Raw genomic sequence first — 17,682 nt, forward strand, 5'->3', positions numbered from 1 at the left:
ATCGCGCCGCCTCTGCGGGAGAACGGACGGGTGCCCGGGCGCACCTTACAAGGTCAGCAGCGGCACCGTCAGGGTGACGCTTGTCCCGCGCATCTCGGCGCTGGCGATGGTCATGGACATCCCTTCCCTGTACGTCAGCTTCAGGCGCCGGTACACGTTGCGCAGCCCGATGCCGTTCTCCCCGCCGTGCGCCTTCCCGTCCTCCCGCTCCATGTCGGCCCGCACGATCGCGAGCGTCTCCTTGTCCATGCCGACGCCGTTGTCCGCGATCCGCACCTGCAGCAGGCCGCCCGACGCCGACGCCGAGATCACGATCAGGCCGCCCTCCTCCCAGCCCTCGAAGCCGTGCTTGATCGCGTTCTCGATGATCGGCTGCAGCACGAAGCGCACGATCGGCAGGTTCCGCAGTTCGTCCGGCACCTCGTACGCCGCCTCGAAGCTGTGGCCGAACCGGATCTGCTGGATGGTAACGTAGTTCGCGACATGCGTCAGCTCCTTGTCCAGCTCCACGATGTCCGAGCCCTTGGCGATGCTGTAGCGGAACAAGTCCGCCAGCGCTCCGACGATCGCGCTCACCTCGAGGTTGCCGGTCTTCATGCTGCGCATGTTGATGACTTCCAGCGTGTTGTACAGAAAGTGCGGATTGATCTGCGCCTGCAGCATGTCGAGCTCGGCCCGCGTCTTCATCGCGATCAGCTCGTTCTCTTCGCGCATGACGCGGTCGAGCTGGTCGATCATCCGGTTGTAGCTGCGCACGATGCCGCCGATCTCGGTGTTGTCGACGTCCTCGAGCCGCAGCGACAGATCCCCTTCGCCGACGCGCAGCATCGTCTCCTTTAGCCGGTGAATGGGCTTGACCAGCTGGATCGCGATCGCGACCGCGACGGCGATGGCGAGCAGCAGCACGATCGACGTGAACAGCAGGAACTGCTCCTGGTATTCCCGGTTCTTCTCCAGCACGTCGCCGAAGACGAAGCCGATCTTCAGCTTCCAGTCCGTGTTCGGGATGCCGCTCGCGTAGAAGTACCGGCCGGCGTCCCCGAAGGCGGCGTTCGCGTCCGACTCGTAGATCGTGCGCCCTTTGGCGTCGGTGATGGCGTAGGACGTATTGATGAGCCCCGAATCGAGATTTTCGAAGATCGACTGCTTCGGCACCATGAGCAGGTACGTGGCTTCGCCGTTCGCGCCGGAGCCCTCGAGCCGCTTCACGAGCGCGGTCGACAGCGGGTTGAAGACGTTCTTGTAATTGGTGATCCAGTACGGGTCGTCGCGGTCCTCCAGGTAGTCCGTGTCCGTGTTGAAGGCGCTCTTGTTGTTCGAGAAGATGGACGAATAGATGCAGTTGCCGCTGTCGTCGAGCAGGACGAAGTACGAAATGTCGTTCAGCCCCGGGAACATGAGCAGATTGGTCGGGAGACCGCCCATCATGAGGGGCGTCGTGTAATCGTTCGTGACGTAGTCCTGCAGCTGGCGGCTGGCGGAGATCTCCTTCAGGATCGTCTCCGTGAACTGCAGCCGGTTATGGATGCTGACCGCGGAGAAGCGCCCCGTCACGTCGACCGACGTCTGCATCTCGCGCCGGATGTCGTGCTTCGACAGCCAGGCGTACAGCACCCCGTCCGCCACGGCGGGCACGCCGACCGCGACGATGAGCGCGAGTATGATCTTGTTCCGCATGGAGACGGCGTGAAAGCCTTTCTTGATCAGGTCGTCCGGCAGGGAGCGCAGCAGCCAGTCGCTGCTGAGCGAGAAGCTCTTGATCTGCTTGGAGATCATCCGGAACGGCTTGAACACCTGCTTGAGGTACAAGCAGCCGAACAGCACCGTGATCAGCAGCGTCACCAGCGAGAGCGCCGCTACTTGGTACAGGCGCTCGCCTCGGACCGCGCCCGCGGAGCCGCCCCTGTCGGTGTACACGATGCTGAGGTTGAACGGCGACAGCTGCCGCACCGCGTTGTTGTAGGACGGGTCGTCCGCCGGGCCGGACGCCCCGGGGTTCGTCGCGGCGTCCGCGGCGGCGTTCGTCGCGGCGGCGCCCGTGCCGGCTGCGGCGGAAGCCGGCACGGGCAGCGGATTCGACGGCGCCGTCGTCCATAGGAGCCGCTTGTCCTTGCCGAGCACGGAGAAGTACGTCCCCTCCGGCGATTGCGCCGGAATCGCCTGCCGGAAGAAGTCGTCGCTCAGCACGATGATCGTCAGCACGCCGTTCTCGTTGCCGTTCGAGAAGACGAGCCGGCCCGTCAGCGCCGCCATGAACGTCTGCAGCTGCTTGACGTCGCTCTTCTCGAGCATCGGATTGGCCGTGCGGAACGCCCCCGCGAAATCCTCCGGCGTATACCGCGTCAGCTGCTCGCGGTCCGGCAGGATGAGCCGGTCCAGCTTGGAATAATGCAGCCGGTCCTGATCCAGCCGGGGCAGGTCGACGAAGCCGGAGCCGATCCGCTGCACCATGGAGCGCTGGACGAAGCTTTGGCCCAGGAAATAAACGGCCTGCACGGAATCCGGCGGCAGGTCGAGCGTGTCGAACTTCTGCTGCAGCTCCCGCATTCCGAGCTCCGCGACGCTGTCGCTCCGCAGGCGCATCAGGTTCTTGTAATAATCGCTGAACTCCGGCGTCTGGAGCAGGAGCATCAGGTTATCGATGTTGTTCAGCTGGACGAGCACGTTTTGCCGAAACTGGTAGAGCATGTCCTGCGTCCGCTTCTCGTGCAGCGACTTGTCGATGGCGTCCATATAGGTGAGGCCGATATAGGCAAGCGCCAGCTGCGTGACCAGGGTAAGCGCCGACGCGAGGATGACGATGCGCTTCAGCGTCGGTCCGAACCGGTTGATCATGATGTCTCCCCCCGGATGCTAGCGCGATCGGCTGCGGTATTCATGCGGCGTCCTGCCCGTGTGTTTCTTGAACACTTCCGTGAAGTACGCCGGATCGGAATAGCCGACCTGCTCGACGATCTCGTAAATCTTGAGATTCGTGCCGCTCAGCAGCTCCATGGCCCGCTGCAGCCGGATCGAGGTCAGGAAGCTGAGGAACGTTTGGCCGGAGTTCTTGAACAGCGCGAACAGATGGCTGCCGGATACGTGCACCTGCTCCGCGACCTCCTTCAAGGTCAGGCTGCGGTCGTAATGGTCCCGGATATACTGCTTCGCCTGCGTCAGCAGCGCGCTGACCGGCTCCTCGCCCGGCCGGCCGCCCTCGGCGGCGCCGGCGCGGGACGGTTCGCGGGTCGCGGGCTCCGCCGTCTCGGGCCGGAAGGCGGCGTGGACGGGCGACGCGAACGCGAGCGTCCCTTCCTCGGCGTTCGCCGCGAGCGCCGCGGCCGCCGCCCGGGCGGACAGATGGATGCCGGCGGGGAACGCCGCCGCATGGCCGATGCCGCCGGAGAAGGCGGACTTGAACAGACCCCGGTACTTGCGCCACATCGGGAGCAGCTCGGCGAAATGCCGCTCGGCCTCGGGCTTCGCGCACAGCACGTACGCCTCGCCCGTCTGCCCGTTCACCCAATGGTAGCCGAGCTCCTTGCCTTCCCACAGATCCTCCAAGATGTTGTCGAGCGAGAACGCGAGCAGCCGCCGCTCCTTGTCCCCGATCGGCGCGCCCGCCGCGATCCGGTCCGGCCGGAAGATTGCGACCGTGAAGCTGCCGCCTTCGAGCAGCACCTCGCCGCCCGCGCAGCCCTCCTCGAAATCGGCCTCGGAGAGCGGCTCCTGGAACAGGCGGCGCAGGAAATCGTCGCGCAGCACCCTCGTGAGCAGCTCGGCCTTGCGCTTCAGCACGGAGACGCGAAGCTCGGCCTGCTTCTCCTCGCGCAGCCGCTCCACGGCACGCGCGAACGTATCGCGCAGCATCTGGAACTGCAGCGGCTTCAGCAAGTAATCGATCGCCCCGAATTGGAGCGCCTTCTGGGCGTATTCGAAATCGCTGTAGCCGGACAAAATGACGACCCGGATGAACGGATAGCGCGCGTTCATGGACGTCATCAGCTCGATGCCGTCCATGAACGGCATGCGGATATCCGTCACCACGATGTCGACGGGACGCTCCTCCACGAATTGAAGCGCTTCCAATCCATGCGAGCAGGTGCCCGCCACTTCGATTCCGACCGTCTCCCAGGACCAGGAAGCGAGGCCCTCGCGAATTTCTTTCTCGTCGTCCACGATCAGCAATTTGTACACGTTGCGAATCCCCCCGTATCTGTCCGCCCCAACAAGTAACAGTATTGCGTTATAGATTCCAGTGTACCGCTGCCCGGCCCGGCCGACAAGGGACTCCCGGAAAAAGGAAGGCCGTTCGTCCCGCGTGCCGGCGAAAACCGGAAGGATTTGGCGAATCGCATAAATATGGAAGAAATTCGCGGCGTTTCGTCACGGCCGCACGGCAAAAAAGCCTCCCCGTTCCCGGGAGGTTCCGCTTAAATGCTTCATCAATACCGGGTACAGCCATTCTAAGCGTTTAGTATGCGAAACGCTCATTCCATGCGCCTTATTCGCATCTTCGCTGCTTGCTTCATTGCCGTTGTGTTTCATTGGCGCCTTGCCGCTTCGCTCATTCGCCTTCGCACATCAGCACGTGCCGCTCGAACTTGCCCTTGCGGACCGCGGCGCGGTCCAGAACGCGCAGGCCCGCCTGCGCCAGGGCGGCGTCGATCGTCTCCGCCGTGACGACGACGACGCGGCGCGCGAGCCGGCGCGCGGCGCGCAGCATGGCGAGCCGCTCGTCCTCCGGCAGCACGGAGCACAGATTGTACGGCAGGTCGAGCACCGCCGCGTCGCAAGGCCCGTCCGGGCCGGGCGCAAGCGTCGTCATGTCCGCGAGCTTCACGACGTCCGGCATGCCGAAATGCGCCAAATTGAGCCGCGCCCCCTTCAGCGCGAGCGGGTTCAGGTCGTAGCCGACGATGTCGATCCCCATCGACAGCGCCTCGATCAGCACCGTGCCGATGCCGCAGCAAGGGTCGACGGCTCGCAAGCCCGCGCGGATGTCCGGCACGGCGAGGTTGACGACCGCCCGCGCGACGCGCGTGCCGAGCGCCGTGGAATACGGCTGCGGCTTATCGTTGTGCTTCAGCCACGCGGCCTCGCTCTTCGCATACTCCCCGAACCAATAGCGCCCCCGCGCGAAGGCGACGCCGAACAGCCGCTCCGGCCGGCGCATCTCGGCTTTGCCGGCGATCCGCCAGCCGATCGTCCGCTCGGCCGCGCGCTGCGCGTCGTAGTCCAGCTCGCCGCTGACGAACGTCACCTTGAACGTCCGGCCCTCGAGCCGCACGGCGTCCGCGGCGTAGGCGGCGATGTCCTCCGGAAGCTCGGCGGACGCCGTGACCGCGAGCCGGCCGCGGATGAACGGACTTCGGCTCGGATCGACGTTTTTACCGGATATCACACAACCGTCGACAGGTTCGGCGCCGAACAGCGCGCGCATCTCCAGGAGGAACAAGTCCCGCTCGTCCTCGTGCGAGGCGACCGGGTAGAGAAAAGCCGGGCGTTCCAGCTCTTGCATGTTTTGCATGTTTTGCATGTTTTGCATGTTTTGCATGTTTTGCATATCCTCAGCCTTCCATTCCCGCGCTGCGGTACGTGCGGAAGAGGATGGACTGGTTGTAGTTGCCGAAGCCCTCGCCGTAGAGAGTAAGGCCGCCGACGTGCTCCGCGTCCTCGGGCACCTCGAAGCGCAGCTGCCAGTCGTTGCGCGCCCGGACGATGTCCCGCAGCGTCACGGCGGACAGCCGCTGGCCGTCGATGAAGGTGCCCTCGTTCGTAACGCGGACGACCTTCAGCCAGCCGTACTGGTTGACGGTCCACCAAGCGGGCGTCAGCCGGCCGCGGCCGTCGCCGGAATCGCCTGGGCTCGTCCAAACGCCGAGCAGCGTGTCGTTGAGGTAGAAATGGATGTCCGACGGCCAGTCCGCCTGCACGCCGGGCGCCTCCGAGCCGATCTCGAACGAGATTTCGATCTCCTCCAGCGCTTGGCCGGGGAGGATGTAGTTCGGGATCCGGTACTGGACGAAGCCTTTGCCGAACCAGAGGATCTGCGCGTGCATCCGCTCCGGCTCCATGAAATAGCGCGGGTCGTCGAACTGCCCGATGATCCGTTCCGTCGTCGCGAGCCCGCAGGTCGGATGCACCTCGAAATCCGTGTAATGCCCGACGGGTACGGCGATTTCCTGGCATTCCCGCTTCTGCCCCTCCGGCTGCGGCAGGGACAGCTCGACGCGGCTGACGGCGAGCGAGCAGATCTTGTGCGTGCCGCCGCCCCGCCGGACGAGCTTCGTCCGGATCAGGCCGCCTTTCTCCAGCTTCTTCGTGTGCATCGTCACGATGGCGCTGCTGAGGCCGAGCGCCGCGGCCAGCTCCTTCACGTTCATCGGCTGCGCCGACAGCAGCTCCAGGATCCGCAGGCGGACGTCGCTCGCGAGCGCTTCGTAGAGGGGAAGCCATTTCCGGTCCAAATTCGCGCGTATCATTGCTTCACACCGCTCCATCCCATTCAAGTTAACCTTTATATTAATTCAGAACGAAGCAAAAGAAAAGCTTGCTCCAGGACTTCGGGATAAGGTTTAATAGGGTTGTAAACGCTATTATGTTAATTGGTTAACAACAATATTAATTTAATTGACGAGGTGGGTTCCATGGCAATGAAAGCGACGATGATCGTGGATAAGGATTTTACGATCGGCGAGGTCGACAAGCGTCTCTACGGCTCGTTCATCGAGCATTTGGGGCGGGCGGTGTACGGCGGCATTTACGAGCCCGGTCATCCGTCGGCCGACGAGCAGGGCTTCCGGACCGACGTGCTGGAGCTCGTGAAAGGCATCGACGTGCCGATCATCCGCTATCCCGGCGGCAATTTCGTCTCGGGCTACAACTGGGAGGACGGCGTCGGACCGGTCGAGCTGCGCCCGAAGCGGCTGGAGCTCGCTTGGCGCACGGTCGAGCCGAACCTGATCGGCTTGAACGAGTTCGTCGACTGGTGCCGCAAGGCGAATTCCGAGCCGATGATGGCGGTCAACCTGGGGACGCGAGGCCCCGAAGAAGCCCGGCAGCTCGTGGAATACAGCAACCATCCGTCCGGCTCGCAATGGAGCGATCTGCGCGTCTCGCACGGGTATAAGCAGCCGCACGGCATCAAGACGTGGTGCCTCGGCAACGAGATGGACGGCCCGTGGCAGATCGGCGCCAAGACCGCCGCGGAATACGGCCGTATCGCGGCCGAGAGCGCGAAGGTCATGCGCTGGGTCGACCCGTCCATCGAGCTGGTCGCCTGCGGCAGCTCCAGCCTGCACATGCCGTCCTTCCCCGAGTGGGAGCGGACGGTGCTCGAGCTGTGCTACGACCAGGTGGACTACCTGTCGCTGCACCAATATTACGGCAACCGCGACAAAGATACGGCGAACTTTCTCGCCCAATCCATGGGCATGGACAGCTTCATCCACACCGTCATCGCCACGGCCGACTACGTGCAGGCGAAGAAGCGGAGCAAGAAGAAGATTCACCTCTCCTTCGACGAATGGAACGTCTGGTACCACTCCAACGACGCCGACGCCCGGATCGAGCCGTGGTCGGTCGCGCCGCCGCAGCTCGAGGACGTCTACAACCACGAGGACGCGCTGCTCGTCGGCAGCATGCTCATCAGCCTGCTGAAGCGCGCGGACCGGGTGAAGATGGCCTGCCTCGCGCAGCTCGTCAACGTCATCGCGCCGATCATGACCGCGAACGGCGGCGGCGCCTGGAAGCAGACGATTTACTTCCCGTACATGCACGCGAGCCTGTTCGGCCGCGGCACGGCGTTGGTGCCGCTCGTCTCGTCGCCGAAGTACGACGCGAAGGACTACACCGACGTGCCTTATCTCGACGCGGTCGCGGTGCACAACGCGGAAGCCGGCGAAGTGACCGTCTTCGCGGTCAACCGCCACCTGAGCGAAGCGCTGCCGCTCGAGATCGACCTGCGCAGCTTCGGCGCCTGCCGCGTGCTGGAGCATCTCGTGCTCGAGAGCGACGACCTGAAGGCGGCGAACACGCAGGACGCGCCGGACCGCGTCGCCCCGCACGCGCGCGGCGGCGCCGAAGCCGACGGCGGCGCGGTGCGGGCGCGGCTCGGCCGAGCGTCGTGGAACGTGATTCGTTTGAAAGTGGTTTGAGCGCGGGACGAGGAAGGGACGGAAGGGCGAACGAGGAAGGGATGGCAGGTCGAAGGCGACCTCCCGTCCCTTTTTTTGTCGCGTGCCGGTGCGGGGTTTCCGCGCGGCGCCCGGCTCGCTCCCGACCGGATTAGCTCCGTTTGCTCAACTTGCCGCTCAACGACTATACTGTCATTATACGAAACTAAATTTCATACAATGAAACCGTTATATAGAATCATCCCACGAACCGGGACATGAAATCTTACGGAAAACCAAGCCATGAAATCATACGGCAACGCCATACCTCGAAATCATCCCTCGTTAGGAGGTCTTGTTCATGACATTCTCGTTCCTCGGCATCGATCACGTTCAGCTTGCCGCTCCGGCGGGCTGCGAGGCGGCGGCAAGGGCGTTTTTCGGCGGCGTGCTGGGCTGGCCGGAGCTGCCGAAGCCGGAGCCGCTCGCGCGGCGCGGCGGCGTCTGGTTCCGCTGCGGCGCGCATCAGGCGCACATCGGCGTCCAGCGCGATTTCGCGCCGGCGACGAAGGCGCACCCGGCCTTCGCGATCCGCGGGCTCGACGCGCTGATCGCCCGCCTTGCCGAGCGCGGTTATGCCGTTACGCCCGACGACGCGCGCGGCGAAGAAGGCGTGCGGCGCTTCTACGCGAACGATCCGTTCGGCAACCGGCTGGAGTTCATGGAGCTTTAGCCGCGCCGCATGCTTGGCCATGCTTGCGCGCGGCGCCCGGCCGCCGCGTCTTAGGCCGCCGCATGTCCGCATGCATCCGCCGCCCGCGGGACCGCCCGGTTCATCCGCCCTGCCGTCCAAAACGGCAATCGCGGGCGCTTGAAGCGGCCACACGTTCCGCTATTGAATCATAACGCGGCATATTTGCTTGCCGAACAAGCCAATAAGCGCTCTTGTGTCCGCGAAATGGAGATTTATGCCCATTCGCCGCAATAGCGGCTCTCCTGTCCGCCTAACAGCGGCCGCTCTCCCCTCCCGACTTCCTAGCGGCCGAACCGCAAAAAACCCCCGCCCGCCCGCGACGACCGCGGACAAGCGGAGGCTCTCCCCATAACCCAAGCTACGCCGCGCCCGGCAGCAGCACGTCGAAGCGCACGCCCTCCGGCGTGTTGCCGATCCGGTACTTCGCGCCGTGGGCGTCCAGCACCTTGCTGACGATGTACAGCCCGAGCCCGCTGCCGCCCGTCGACCGGCTGCGCGACTGCTCCGCGCGAAAGAACGGCTCGAACAAGCGCGGCAGCTTCGCCTCGTCCAGCTGGACGCCGGTGTTGAGCACCTCCAGCCGGTAGCGGAGCGGCGCCGCCTCGAGGTCGTCCAGCAGCTCGGACGCCGTCGTGCCTTCCAGCGTCGCGCCGGAGGAACCGGCCGCCGCCTCCTTCGCGCCTCCATGCCCGCCGAGCGCCTCGTCCGGCGTCCCCGCCGCCGCCCCGCCGGCCGCCCGGCGCTCCTCCACGAGCCGCACGTACACCCGCTCGCCTTCGCCGGAATACTGCACCGCGTTCGTGATGATGTTCGACACGGCCTTCGAGATGAGCCGCTCGTCGGCGATGATCATCGCCTCCTCCGGCAGCTCGCAGGCCAGCTCCATCTGCTTCACGCCCGCCAGATAGCTCATGCCGTCCATCGATTCCCGCACGAGCTCGGACAGGTCCACCTTCCGCATGAGCGGCCGGAAATCGCGGCTTTCCAGCTTGGACAGCTCCAGAATCTCGTGCACGAGCTTGTCCATGTCCTGCATGATCCGATACGACTTGCGCAGGTACGTGTCCCGGTCGCGGAACGGCCCGACGCCCGCGATCATCGCCTCGAGCTGGCCGCTGACCGCGGTGATCGGCGTCTTCAGCTCGTGCGAGATCGTCGCCACGAACTCCCGCCGCTTCGCCTCCTGCTCCCGCTCCCGCTCGATGTCGCTCTTCAGCTGGGCGTTCGCGTCCTGCAGCTCGCCCATCGTCGACTGCAGGTTCACGGCCAGCTTGCTCAGGCTGAGCGACAGCTCCCCGAGCTCGTCGCGCGACTTGAGCGCGGGCTCCGTCGCCGTGAAATCGAGCTTCGCGAGCCGGTGCGCCACGCCGTTCAGCGACAGCAGCGGCCGCGCGATCAGCCGGGCGTAGATGAACGCGCCCCCGATGGCGATCAGCAGGATCGGGATGAGCATGTACGGCAGGAACAGCAGGATGACGTCGGCCGCTTCCCCGATCGGCTGCAGCGGCGCGTCCACATACAGCGTGAACGAGTCGTCGCTGCCCGCGAACGAGACCTGCCGTTCGGCGCTCAGGATGCGCTCGCCGTTCGGCGAGCCCGGCCCGCCGCGGTCCACGAACCGCCCCGTCTCCATCTGCTTGCGCAGCAGCGGGAAGCCGCCCGCGCCGGAGCCGTCGGACAGCCAGCCCTTGAACGAGCGGAAGTTCGGCGGAATGTAATACCCGCCCCCGTCCTTGTCCCGCAGCATCATGACGGCGTTATGCTCCTGCCCGAACGCCGCGATCCGCGGCAGTCCGTCCTCCGCCGACTGCCCGTCCACGGCGCGGATCAGCTCGTTGACGCCGCTTTCCAGCCGCGACTGCTTGATGTAGCGGTAGTAGCTCGGCAGCATGAAATACAGCGTCAGGTAGATGAGCACCGCCGAGACGACGAGCAGCGCCGTCGTGACGAGGAAGATTTTGAACCGGATCCCTTTGCGCCGGATCATCCGCCAACCCCGGCCAGCTCCGACTCCAGGGCGTACCCGACGCCCTTCACCGTGCGGATCACGGAGATCCCGAGCTTCTTGCGGATGTTCTTGATATGCGCGTCCACGATCCGGGAATCGCCGAAATAATCGTAGCCCCAGACTTTATCGAGCAGCATGTCCCGCGTCATGATGCGGCCGGCGTTCGCGATCAGCGTGTTCAGGATGTCGAACTCCTTCGTCGTCGTCTCCACGGGCTTGCCGTCCACGAACACCTTGTACGCGTCGGCATCGAGCCGCAGCCGGCCGCCCCATAGCTGCTCCCCGGACTGCGCGCCGCGCGTCCGCCGCAGCACCGCCTCCACCCGCTTCATCAGCACGTGGAAGGAGAACGGCTTCGTGATGTAATCGTCCGCTTCCTCCTCGAAGGCGCGCAGCTGGTCCTTCTCCTCGCCGAGCGCCGTCAGCACGACGACGGGCGTATCGCCCTTCTCCCGGATGCGCCGGCAAATCGTATAGCCGTCCAGCGTCGGCAGCATCAGATCGAGGATGACGAGATCGTACGTCCCGGCCTGGAACTTCTCCCATCCTTCCAAGCCGTCTTCGGCCACGTCGACGTCGTACTGCTGGGCGCGCAGAAACTCCGCGATCAGCTCCTGGATCGCCTGGTCGTCCTCAATGACAAGAATAGCCGCGGGCATAGGCAAACAACCCCCATTGAACTAAGATACGTTCAGTGTAGCCGCCCTTGCTGAAGCAAAAATGAAAGCAATCTGAATTTTAGCTGAAAAACCCAGGCAAGCTAATACGCGTCCGGCGCCGCCGGAACGATGGCCGCCCGGACGCGCGAAAGCCGCCCGGCTGCCCGGACGGCTTGGCTTCATCGTTTGACGATCGGCATAATGACTGCATGATGACGGCAAGAGTTGCGTATCGATGCGAATGGCGACTTCGGATTTCGGCTGCGGAATTTCTTCCGAAACGATAGCCATCCAACGGTCCTCTCGCCGCTTGAGCGAAAAAGGCCGTCATCATAAGGCCGCCCAATCAGCTGCCGCCTTACGGCTGCTGCTTGGCCAGCTTCTCCTGCGCCATGCGCACGAGCTCCTTGACCATCGCGCCGCCGATTTGGCCGCCGATCTGGCCCATCCGCTCGGTGGACGCGTCGCCGTTGTAGCCCCGCTCGAGCGGAATGCCGAGCGACTGCGCCACCTCGAATTTCACGTCGTCCGGCCGGCTCGGGTTCACGACGAACCCTTCCCGCCGCATCACCTCGGCCTTGAACGCGCTCATCGCGGCATCCGCGCCGGGCACGAGATGCTTGCGCCTGCTGCGTCTTGACATGTGTCTCGCCTCCTCGGGTATCGGTAGTCCTACGTTCCCCAAGCGGCGGGCATCTTATGCGCGCGTCAGTCGAACCAGCCTTTCACTTTGAACCACGCGAACATGCCGAGCGCCACGATTCCCATGATGACCAGGACGCCGTAGTAGCCGGAATGCCACTTTAGCTCCGGCATATTCTCGAAATTCATGCCGTAGACGCCGGCGATGAACGTCAGCGGCATGAAGATGACCGTGATGACCGTCAGCGTCTTCATGATCGTGTTCATGCGGTTGGCGCTGAGGGACATGTAGTGGTCGCGCAGATCCGACGTCATCTCGCGGTTGGACTCGACGATTTCGGACAGCTTGAGCAAATGGTCGTACACGTCGGTGAAGAACATCTGGTAGCGGTTCAGGTTCTCGATCCGCTGCGTGTTCAAAATCCGGTACAGCAGCTCGCGCATCGGCAGGACCGTCTTGCGCAGCTTCAGCAGCCGGTTCCGCATGTCGAACACCTGCGCCAGCTTCTGCTGGGTGCCCTGGTCGTTCGAGCCCGTCGCGAACTCCAGAATCTGGTCCTCGATCGCCTGCGCGGCCGGAAAATATTCGTCCACCAGCTCGTCGACGACGACGTACGCCGCATGGATGCAGCCGTGCGCCTCCCAATGCGGCTTGTGCAGCACCTTCTCCCAGGCGCGCAGCAGCTCGCGGCGGGGGTGCTTATGGTAGCTGACCAGATAGTTCGGGCCGAGAAACAGGTCGACCTCCTGCGTCTCCAGCGTGTCCGCCGACATCGCGTGCAGGACGAGGAAGTGGACGTCGTCGTAATGGTCCAATTTCGGGCGCTGCAAGTAGTAGAGGCAGTCCTCGATGGCGAGCGGATGGAAGCGGAAATGCCCTTCCCCCAGCAGCTGCGCCTCCTCCTGCGTCGGCGCCATGAAGTCGACCCAAAACCAGGCGACCGCGTAATCCTTCAGCTCATCGAGCGAGGACAACTGAACCATCCGCTTGTCTTCCGTTGCGGCAAGAATACGAATCATGATGCAAGCACTCCAATGCAAAGCCGTTTTCAACTAGTGTATCACCCGAAGCCGCTCCCGATCAAAAAAGGCCGGGTTCAAGCGTACGCGAAGCGGAACGTCACCACGCCGCTGTTGTCCAGCGTATAGGCGTACGACCGGACGTTGCCGTGCTTCGTGATCATGGCGTTCCAGAAATCCTCGCCGTTCGGGTCGTCATACGTCCGCTTCAGCGTGATCGTCTCCTCGCCCGCCTCGATCGCGGCGTCGACGCGCGCCTCGAACGCGGCCGGCGTGTCCGCGACCAGCCCGTTGTAGACGTAGTAGTTGTACGCCTGCGCGGTCGCCTTCGGCAGCTTGTCCGTCCACACGTGGTCGCGGCGAAGCTCCGCGTCGGTGACGTTGAAGTACCCGTACGCCACCCGCCCTTCCAGGTCCGGCACGGGATCGTCCCAGGTGACGTCCAGGTTGTAGTAGCTGCCGTCGATCTTGACCTTGTTCCACGCATGCGCGCCGCCCCCGGCCGTGCCCCGCACGTAGTAGGCCTCGATGCCCGCCATCCGCAGCAGCAGCTGGGCCGTGTACGCGTAGCCTTGGCAGACGGCGACGCCGTCGACCAGCAGACCGTACATCGTGTAGGAATCGGCCGGCACCGTGTCCTTGCGGTAATTATCGTAATCGTAAGCCGCGTGCAGCAAAATATAATCGTGGATCGCCAGCTCCCGCTCGTATTCCGTCATGCCCGGCTCGACGATCTCGGCGAGAATCTCGCGCGCCTTCTTGTCGACGATGCCCGCCCGTTCGTCCTTGATGACGACCGGCTTCGCCTGCAGCGGCGCGCCCAGCAGGTCGGCCTCGCCGCGGACGAAGTACGAGCCGAACCGCTCGAAGATCCGGTACACGAGCACGATGGACTGCTCCCGCGTCGTCGTCTGCTTCGGCAGGAAGCGCGCGTACGGGCCCGTGCCGTCGCCCTTCATGACGCCGCTCGCCGCCAGCAAGCCGACCGCCCCGCGCGACCAGTCGGCCAGCTGCTTCGCGTCCGCGAATACGGGGGCCGTCCCGGCCGCGCCCGAAGCCAGCTCGTCGCGGAAGCCCGCCTTGGCGAGCGTGTTGTAGAGCATGAGCGCGATCTGCTCGCGCGTCACCGTCGCCTTGGGCGAGAAGGTATGCGCGCCCGTCCCCTTCACGATGCCGAGCGCGTACGCGCGCAGCACGCCGGCGCTGCTCGTGTCCTTGAACGGATTGGCGCCCGGCGCCGGCGCTTCCTGGTCGGTCAGCACCTCGTACAGCTGCACCGCCATGTCGCTGAATTCCTGCCGCGTGAGCGCCAGCTGGTAGCTGTTCGTCAGGCCGTACGGAATGAGCCCGCTCGCGATGGCCGCGTCGATCTCGGCCTTCGCCCAGGAACTCGGCGCGCCCGCCGCCGCGGCGGCCGCCGGCCGGGCCGGCCAGCCCAGCTGTCCCGCCAGCAGCGCGACGATCAAGATAAGCGCGATCCCCATGCTGCTCGTTCGTATCCGCATTGGCGTCCGTATTGGTTTCCGTCTCTGTTCCGTCTTCCGTTTCCCCATTTGCAGCTGCTTCTGTATCCGCTTCTGTATCTGCATCCGTTTCCGTACCCTCCCGCGTGTTCGCTAGGAATCTCTCGATTGCTCGCCAACGCTATGAATCTAGCATTTCGTCCCTAGCTTACCACATGCGCGGCCGCGATTTACAATATTTTGAACTCCGCGGACGCGAAAATGCCCCGAACGGCCTAGTCGCGGCCGCCAGGGGCAATCCCGGGTTACGCTGCGGAACAGCGCCGGCATCGACACGGCGACGAGGAGTTAAAAAGACCCAAGGTGACGGCGCCCGACGGTTAAGCTATACTCGGAAGCATCGATGGTCCGCGGGCTCCGCGGACCGTTTGCGATTGGACGTTGTCTTAGGAGGTCGACAGCCATGAACGCTCCTTCCGCAGACCGCATCAAGATCGCGCCGGGCTTCTGGACAAGCTTAAGAAGCATAGGGGTAGAGCCCGTTGACGTAGCGATCCAAGCCCGTCTTGCGCGATCCGTCATCAACGAACCGTTCGTCACGACCGCCCACTATTACGCGATCTGGCAAGCCTATTCCGATCTAATCGGCGACGCCGCCGCGGGAATCGTCAAGCTTGCGACCGCGTACGAAACGGCTCTGTATCCTCCGGCCGCCTTGACGACCTTCCACGCCCGCGACTACCGGGACGCGCTGAACCGCATGGCGCGCTATAAGCAGCTGTGTCCTCCGGAAAACTTGCGCATGCGGGAAGAAGGCCGGCAATCCTTGATTGAATTGGCGTGGCGGGATGCCGGGCAACCCGGACCGCCGGTGCTGGTCGGCATCACGTTCGCCTACCTGATCGAGCTCGGGCGCCGGGGAACCGGCCGTCGTCTCACGGCTCGTTCCGTCGAAATCATCCCTTCCATGGGCGACGTTCGTGCCCTTGAAGATTATTTCGGCTGCCGCGTCCGGGCCGGGGCGGACCGCAATCGGCTCACGCTGAATCGGGACGATCTGGACCGTCCCTTCGCTTCGCACAACGAAGAGCTTCTCGAGATTTTGACTCCCGCCTTGGACCGTACGCTGGATGAACGACGGAACCGGCTCACTATGAGCGCCAAGGTGAAGCAGACCTTGTCCCGATTCCTCGCGCGAGGGCCAATCGACATCCAAACCGTCGCCTTCGAGCTGGGGACGAGCGATCGCACCTTGCAGCGCAGACTGACGGACGAAGGCACGAACTTCAAGCGGTTGTTGGCGCAAACCCGGCACGAGCGGGCGCTCGCTTACTTGGCGGACCCGTCGCTCGCGATCAAAGAGATCGCTTTTCTCGTCGGCTACGAAGACCAGAATTCGTTCTATCGCGCGTTCCGCTCGTGGGAGGGGGAGACCCCCGCCAATTGGCGCGCCGCGCAAGAACGTTGACGTTCCGCGCTAGTTACCGGGCAGGCGAAGTGAAGTATCCTAATCCCTATCCTAGATAAAAGGAGTACACGCGGATGGATATGGGATTAACGAATAAGACGGCTTTAGTAACGGGATCGACCCGAGGCATCGGAAAAGCGATTGCCCTTGAACTCGCCCGGGAAGGCGTTCACGTGCTCGTCAATGGCCGGAACAACGAGGACGTCGCGCGCACGGTCGCGGAGATCCGAGCGGCGTTTCCGGAGACGGAACCGCGGAACGCGGCGGCCGACCTCGCCGATGCGCGGCAAAGAGAGGCTTTGCTCGCGAAGTTCCCTTGCGTCGATATACTCGTCAACAACGTGGGCATCTACGAAATCATGGCTTATGACGATGCAGACGATGACGTATGGGAGAAGTACATCCGCACCAACGTTCTGGCCGCCAACGGCTTAACCAAGTTCTATCTGCCCGACATGCTGAGCCGCGAATACGGCCGCATCGTCTTCATCGCGAGCGAGGAAGCCGTCATGCCTTCCGGCCTGATGCCTCCATACGGCACGACCAAATCCATGCTGTTGGCGCTGTCCCGGAGCTTGTCCAAGCTGACCCGCGGCGCCGAGGTGACCGTGAACGCGATCTTGCCGGGACCGACCCTCTCCGAGAACGTGCGGCAGATCATCGAGAGCGCGTATTCGAACGAAGAGATGGCCTTCGAGGCGAAAGAGAAAGACTTTATGGCGAAGCACCTGCCTCAATCCGAAATCCAACGGTTTATCCGGCCCGCGGAGATCGGGCGCTTGACCGCTTTCATCTGCAGCCCGATGGCTTCGGCCTTCAAAGGCTCGCCGATCCGCATGGACGGCGGAATGGTACCGACGATATTCTGATTGTTCGGGCTGACGGATGATCGTGCGGCAAAACAAAAAAACAGTCGGCCGCGTTATTTTCGCGGTCAGACTGTTTTTTGCGATTTCCCCGAAATGCCCGCCTTACAGCCAGCCGTTCTTCTCCGCGATGCCGATCGCGTCGATCCGGTTCTTGGCCTCCAGCTTCTGGATCGCCTCGGACAAGTAGTTGCGCACCGTCCCCGCGGACAGGTAGAGCCTGCCGGCGATATCGCCCGCGGAGAGCCCTTCCGCGGCCAGGCGCAGCACCTCGCGCTCCCGCTCCGACAGCGGGTTCTCGCTCTCGAAGAACGACAGGGCGAGCTCCGGGCTGACCGCGCGGCCGCCCTTGTGCACCGTGCGCAGCGCCGCGCCCAGCTCGTCGATCGGCGAATCCTTGAGCAGGAAGCCGCGCACTCCCGCCTTCATCGCCCGCTGGAAATACCCCGAACGCGAAAAGGTCGTCAAAATGACGACTTTGCACGCATGGCTCCGCTCCTTCAGCTTCTCCGCGACGTCGAGTCCGCTCATGTGCGGCATCTCGATGTCCATGACGCAAATATCCGGCCGGAGCCGCTCGATCTGCTCCAGCGCCTGCCGGCCGTCCTCCGCCTGGGCCACGACCTCGATGTCGTCCTCCAGGTCGAGCAGCGCGCTGAGCGCGCCGCGCAGCATGCCCTGGTCTTCCGCTACGATGACTTTCATG

At 64.0% G+C, this 17,682-nt stretch carries 15 protein-coding genes; 4 read left to right on the top strand and 11 right to left on the bottom strand.

Annotated elements, in window-relative coordinates:
- Positions 1–45: 45 nt before the first annotated feature.
- The 4 genes from BMZ79_RS09905 to BMZ79_RS09920 all read right to left on the bottom strand — a co-directional run bounded on the left by BMZ79_RS09905 (position 46) and on the right by BMZ79_RS09920 (position 6,464).
- Positions 46–2,835: a sensor histidine kinase gene (locus BMZ79_RS09905; RefSeq protein ID WP_090639262.1), complete on the bottom strand. Its 2,790-nt coding sequence runs from the start codon at positions 2,833–2,835 to the stop codon at positions 46–48.
- A gap of 18 nt (positions 2,836–2,853) precedes the next feature.
- On the bottom strand, positions 2,854–4,176 hold the full coding sequence (locus tag BMZ79_RS09910) for a response regulator transcription factor (RefSeq protein ID WP_090639265.1): 1,323 nt from the start codon (positions 4,174–4,176) through the stop codon (positions 2,854–2,856).
- 370 nt (positions 4,177–4,546) lie between these two features.
- Positions 4,547–5,536, bottom strand: a complete 990-nt coding sequence (locus BMZ79_RS09915; protein WP_256252637.1) for a TRM11 family SAM-dependent methyltransferase — start codon at positions 5,534–5,536, stop codon at positions 4,547–4,549.
- Positions 5,537–5,549: 13 nt separating this feature from the next.
- On the bottom strand, positions 5,550–6,464 hold the full coding sequence (locus BMZ79_RS09920) for an ArsR/SmtB family transcription factor (RefSeq protein ID WP_090639268.1): 915 nt from the start codon (positions 6,462–6,464) through the stop codon (positions 5,550–5,552).
- A gap of 165 nt (positions 6,465–6,629) precedes the next feature.
- Between BMZ79_RS09920 and BMZ79_RS09925 the strand changes: the two genes are divergently transcribed.
- Together BMZ79_RS09925 and BMZ79_RS09930 are read left to right on the top strand one after the other, a co-directional pair.
- Positions 6,630–8,138 (top strand): arabinosylfuranosidase ArfA, encoded by a 1,509-nt coding sequence (locus tag BMZ79_RS09925; RefSeq protein WP_090639270.1) that lies wholly within the window; start codon positions 6,630–6,632, stop codon positions 8,136–8,138.
- A 319-nt stretch (positions 8,139–8,457) separates the two neighbouring features.
- The gene (locus tag BMZ79_RS09930) at positions 8,458–8,829 is read left to right on the top strand and encodes a VOC family protein (RefSeq protein WP_090639272.1); all 372 of its coding nucleotides are present in this window, start codon (positions 8,458–8,460) and stop codon (positions 8,827–8,829) included.
- A 379-nt stretch (positions 8,830–9,208) separates the two neighbouring features.
- Here BMZ79_RS09930 and BMZ79_RS09935 read toward each other — a convergent pair whose 3' ends face one another.
- The 6 genes from BMZ79_RS09935 to BMZ79_RS09955 all read right to left on the bottom strand — a co-directional run bounded on the left by BMZ79_RS09935 (position 9,209) and on the right by BMZ79_RS09955 (position 14,684).
- Complete coding sequence (locus tag BMZ79_RS09935) at positions 9,209–10,837, bottom strand: sensor histidine kinase (protein ID WP_090639273.1); 1,629 nt, start codon at positions 10,835–10,837, stop codon at positions 9,209–9,211.
- Positions 10,834–11,517 carry a response regulator transcription factor gene (locus BMZ79_RS09940; protein ID WP_090639276.1) on the bottom strand — a complete coding sequence of 228 codons (684 nt, stop codon included), beginning with the start codon at positions 11,515–11,517 and terminating at the stop codon, positions 10,834–10,836. Before BMZ79_RS09940 ends, BMZ79_RS09935 begins: the two co-directional genes overlap by 4 nt.
- 21 nt (positions 11,518–11,538) lie before the next feature.
- The gene (locus BMZ79_RS33565; RefSeq protein ID WP_143088922.1) at positions 11,539–11,808 is read right to left on the bottom strand and encodes a hypothetical protein; all 270 of its coding nucleotides are present in this window, start codon (positions 11,806–11,808) and stop codon (positions 11,539–11,541) included.
- A 67-nt stretch (positions 11,809–11,875) separates the two neighbouring features.
- Positions 11,876–12,160, bottom strand: a complete 285-nt coding sequence (locus BMZ79_RS09945) for a small, acid-soluble spore protein, alpha/beta type (RefSeq protein WP_090639278.1) — start codon at positions 12,158–12,160, stop codon at positions 11,876–11,878.
- Positions 12,161–12,225: 65 nt separating this feature from the next.
- On the bottom strand, positions 12,226–13,179 hold the full coding sequence (gene corA / locus BMZ79_RS09950) for a magnesium/cobalt transporter CorA (protein ID WP_090639279.1): 954 nt from the start codon (positions 13,177–13,179) through the stop codon (positions 12,226–12,228).
- A 77-nt stretch (positions 13,180–13,256) separates the two neighbouring features.
- Entirely contained in the window at positions 13,257–14,684 is a 1,428-nt protein-coding gene (locus tag BMZ79_RS09955; RefSeq protein ID WP_218154678.1) for a transglutaminase domain-containing protein, read from the bottom strand.
- Positions 14,685–15,105: 421 nt separating this feature from the next.
- On the opposite strand from BMZ79_RS09955, the gene BMZ79_RS09960 reads away from it, so the two are divergent.
- Complete coding sequence (locus BMZ79_RS09960; RefSeq protein WP_090639284.1) at positions 15,106–16,110, top strand: helix-turn-helix transcriptional regulator; 1,005 nt, start codon at positions 15,106–15,108, stop codon at positions 16,108–16,110.
- A 74-nt stretch (positions 16,111–16,184) separates the two neighbouring features.
- A complete protein-coding gene (locus BMZ79_RS09965) occupies positions 16,185–16,979 on the top strand; it encodes an SDR family NAD(P)-dependent oxidoreductase (protein WP_090639286.1) in 795 nt (264 codons plus the stop codon).
- 102 nt (positions 16,980–17,081) lie between these two features.
- On the opposite strand, the gene BMZ79_RS09970 is transcribed toward BMZ79_RS09965, so the two are convergent.
- Positions 17,082–17,681 carry a response regulator transcription factor gene (locus BMZ79_RS09970; RefSeq protein ID WP_090639289.1) on the bottom strand — a complete coding sequence of 200 codons (600 nt, stop codon included), beginning with the start codon at positions 17,679–17,681 and terminating at the stop codon, positions 17,082–17,084.
- Position 17,682: the final 1 nt, after the last annotated feature.

This window comes from Paenibacillus sp. UNC496MF (assembly GCF_900113915.1).
GTDB lineage: Bacteria > Bacillota > Bacilli > Paenibacillales > Paenibacillaceae > Paenibacillus_Z > Paenibacillus_Z artemisiicola.

Coding starts and splice junctions, on each gene's coding strand:
- BMZ79_RS09905 (WP_090639262.1), bottom strand. CDS start 2,835: ATGATCAACCGGTTCGGACCGACGCTGAAGCGCATCGTCATCCTCGCG.
- BMZ79_RS09915 (WP_256252637.1), bottom strand. CDS start 5,536: ATGCAAAACATGCAAAACATGCAAAACATGCAAAACATGCAAGAGCTG.
- BMZ79_RS09920 (WP_090639268.1), bottom strand. CDS start 6,464: ATGATACGCGCGAATTTGGACCGGAAATGGCTTCCCCTCTACGAAGCG.
- BMZ79_RS09925 (WP_090639270.1), top strand. CDS start 6,630: ATGGCAATGAAAGCGACGATGATCGTGGATAAGGATTTTACGATCGGC.
- BMZ79_RS09930 (WP_090639272.1), top strand. CDS start 8,458: ATGACATTCTCGTTCCTCGGCATCGATCACGTTCAGCTTGCCGCTCCG.
- BMZ79_RS09935 (WP_090639273.1), bottom strand. CDS start 10,837: ATGATCCGGCGCAAAGGGATCCGGTTCAAAATCTTCCTCGTCACGACG.
- BMZ79_RS09940 (WP_090639276.1), bottom strand. CDS start 11,517: ATGCCCGCGGCTATTCTTGTCATTGAGGACGACCAGGCGATCCAGGAG.
- BMZ79_RS33565 (WP_143088922.1), bottom strand. CDS start 11,808: ATGGCTATCGTTTCGGAAGAAATTCCGCAGCCGAAATCCGAAGTCGCC.
- BMZ79_RS09945 (WP_090639278.1), bottom strand. CDS start 12,160: ATGTCAAGACGCAGCAGGCGCAAGCATCTCGTGCCCGGCGCGGATGCC.
- corA (WP_090639279.1), bottom strand. CDS start 13,179: ATGATTCGTATTCTTGCCGCAACGGAAGACAAGCGGATGGTTCAGTTG.
- BMZ79_RS09955 (WP_218154678.1), bottom strand. CDS start 14,684: ATGCGGATACGAACGAGCAGCATGGGGATCGCGCTTATCTTGATCGTC.
- BMZ79_RS09960 (WP_090639284.1), top strand. CDS start 15,106: ATGAACGCTCCTTCCGCAGACCGCATCAAGATCGCGCCGGGCTTCTGG.
- BMZ79_RS09965 (WP_090639286.1), top strand. CDS start 16,185: ATGGATATGGGATTAACGAATAAGACGGCTTTAGTAACGGGATCGACC.
- BMZ79_RS09970 (WP_090639289.1), bottom strand. CDS start 17,681: ATGAAAGTCATCGTAGCGGAAGACCAGGGCATGCTGCGCGGCGCGCTC.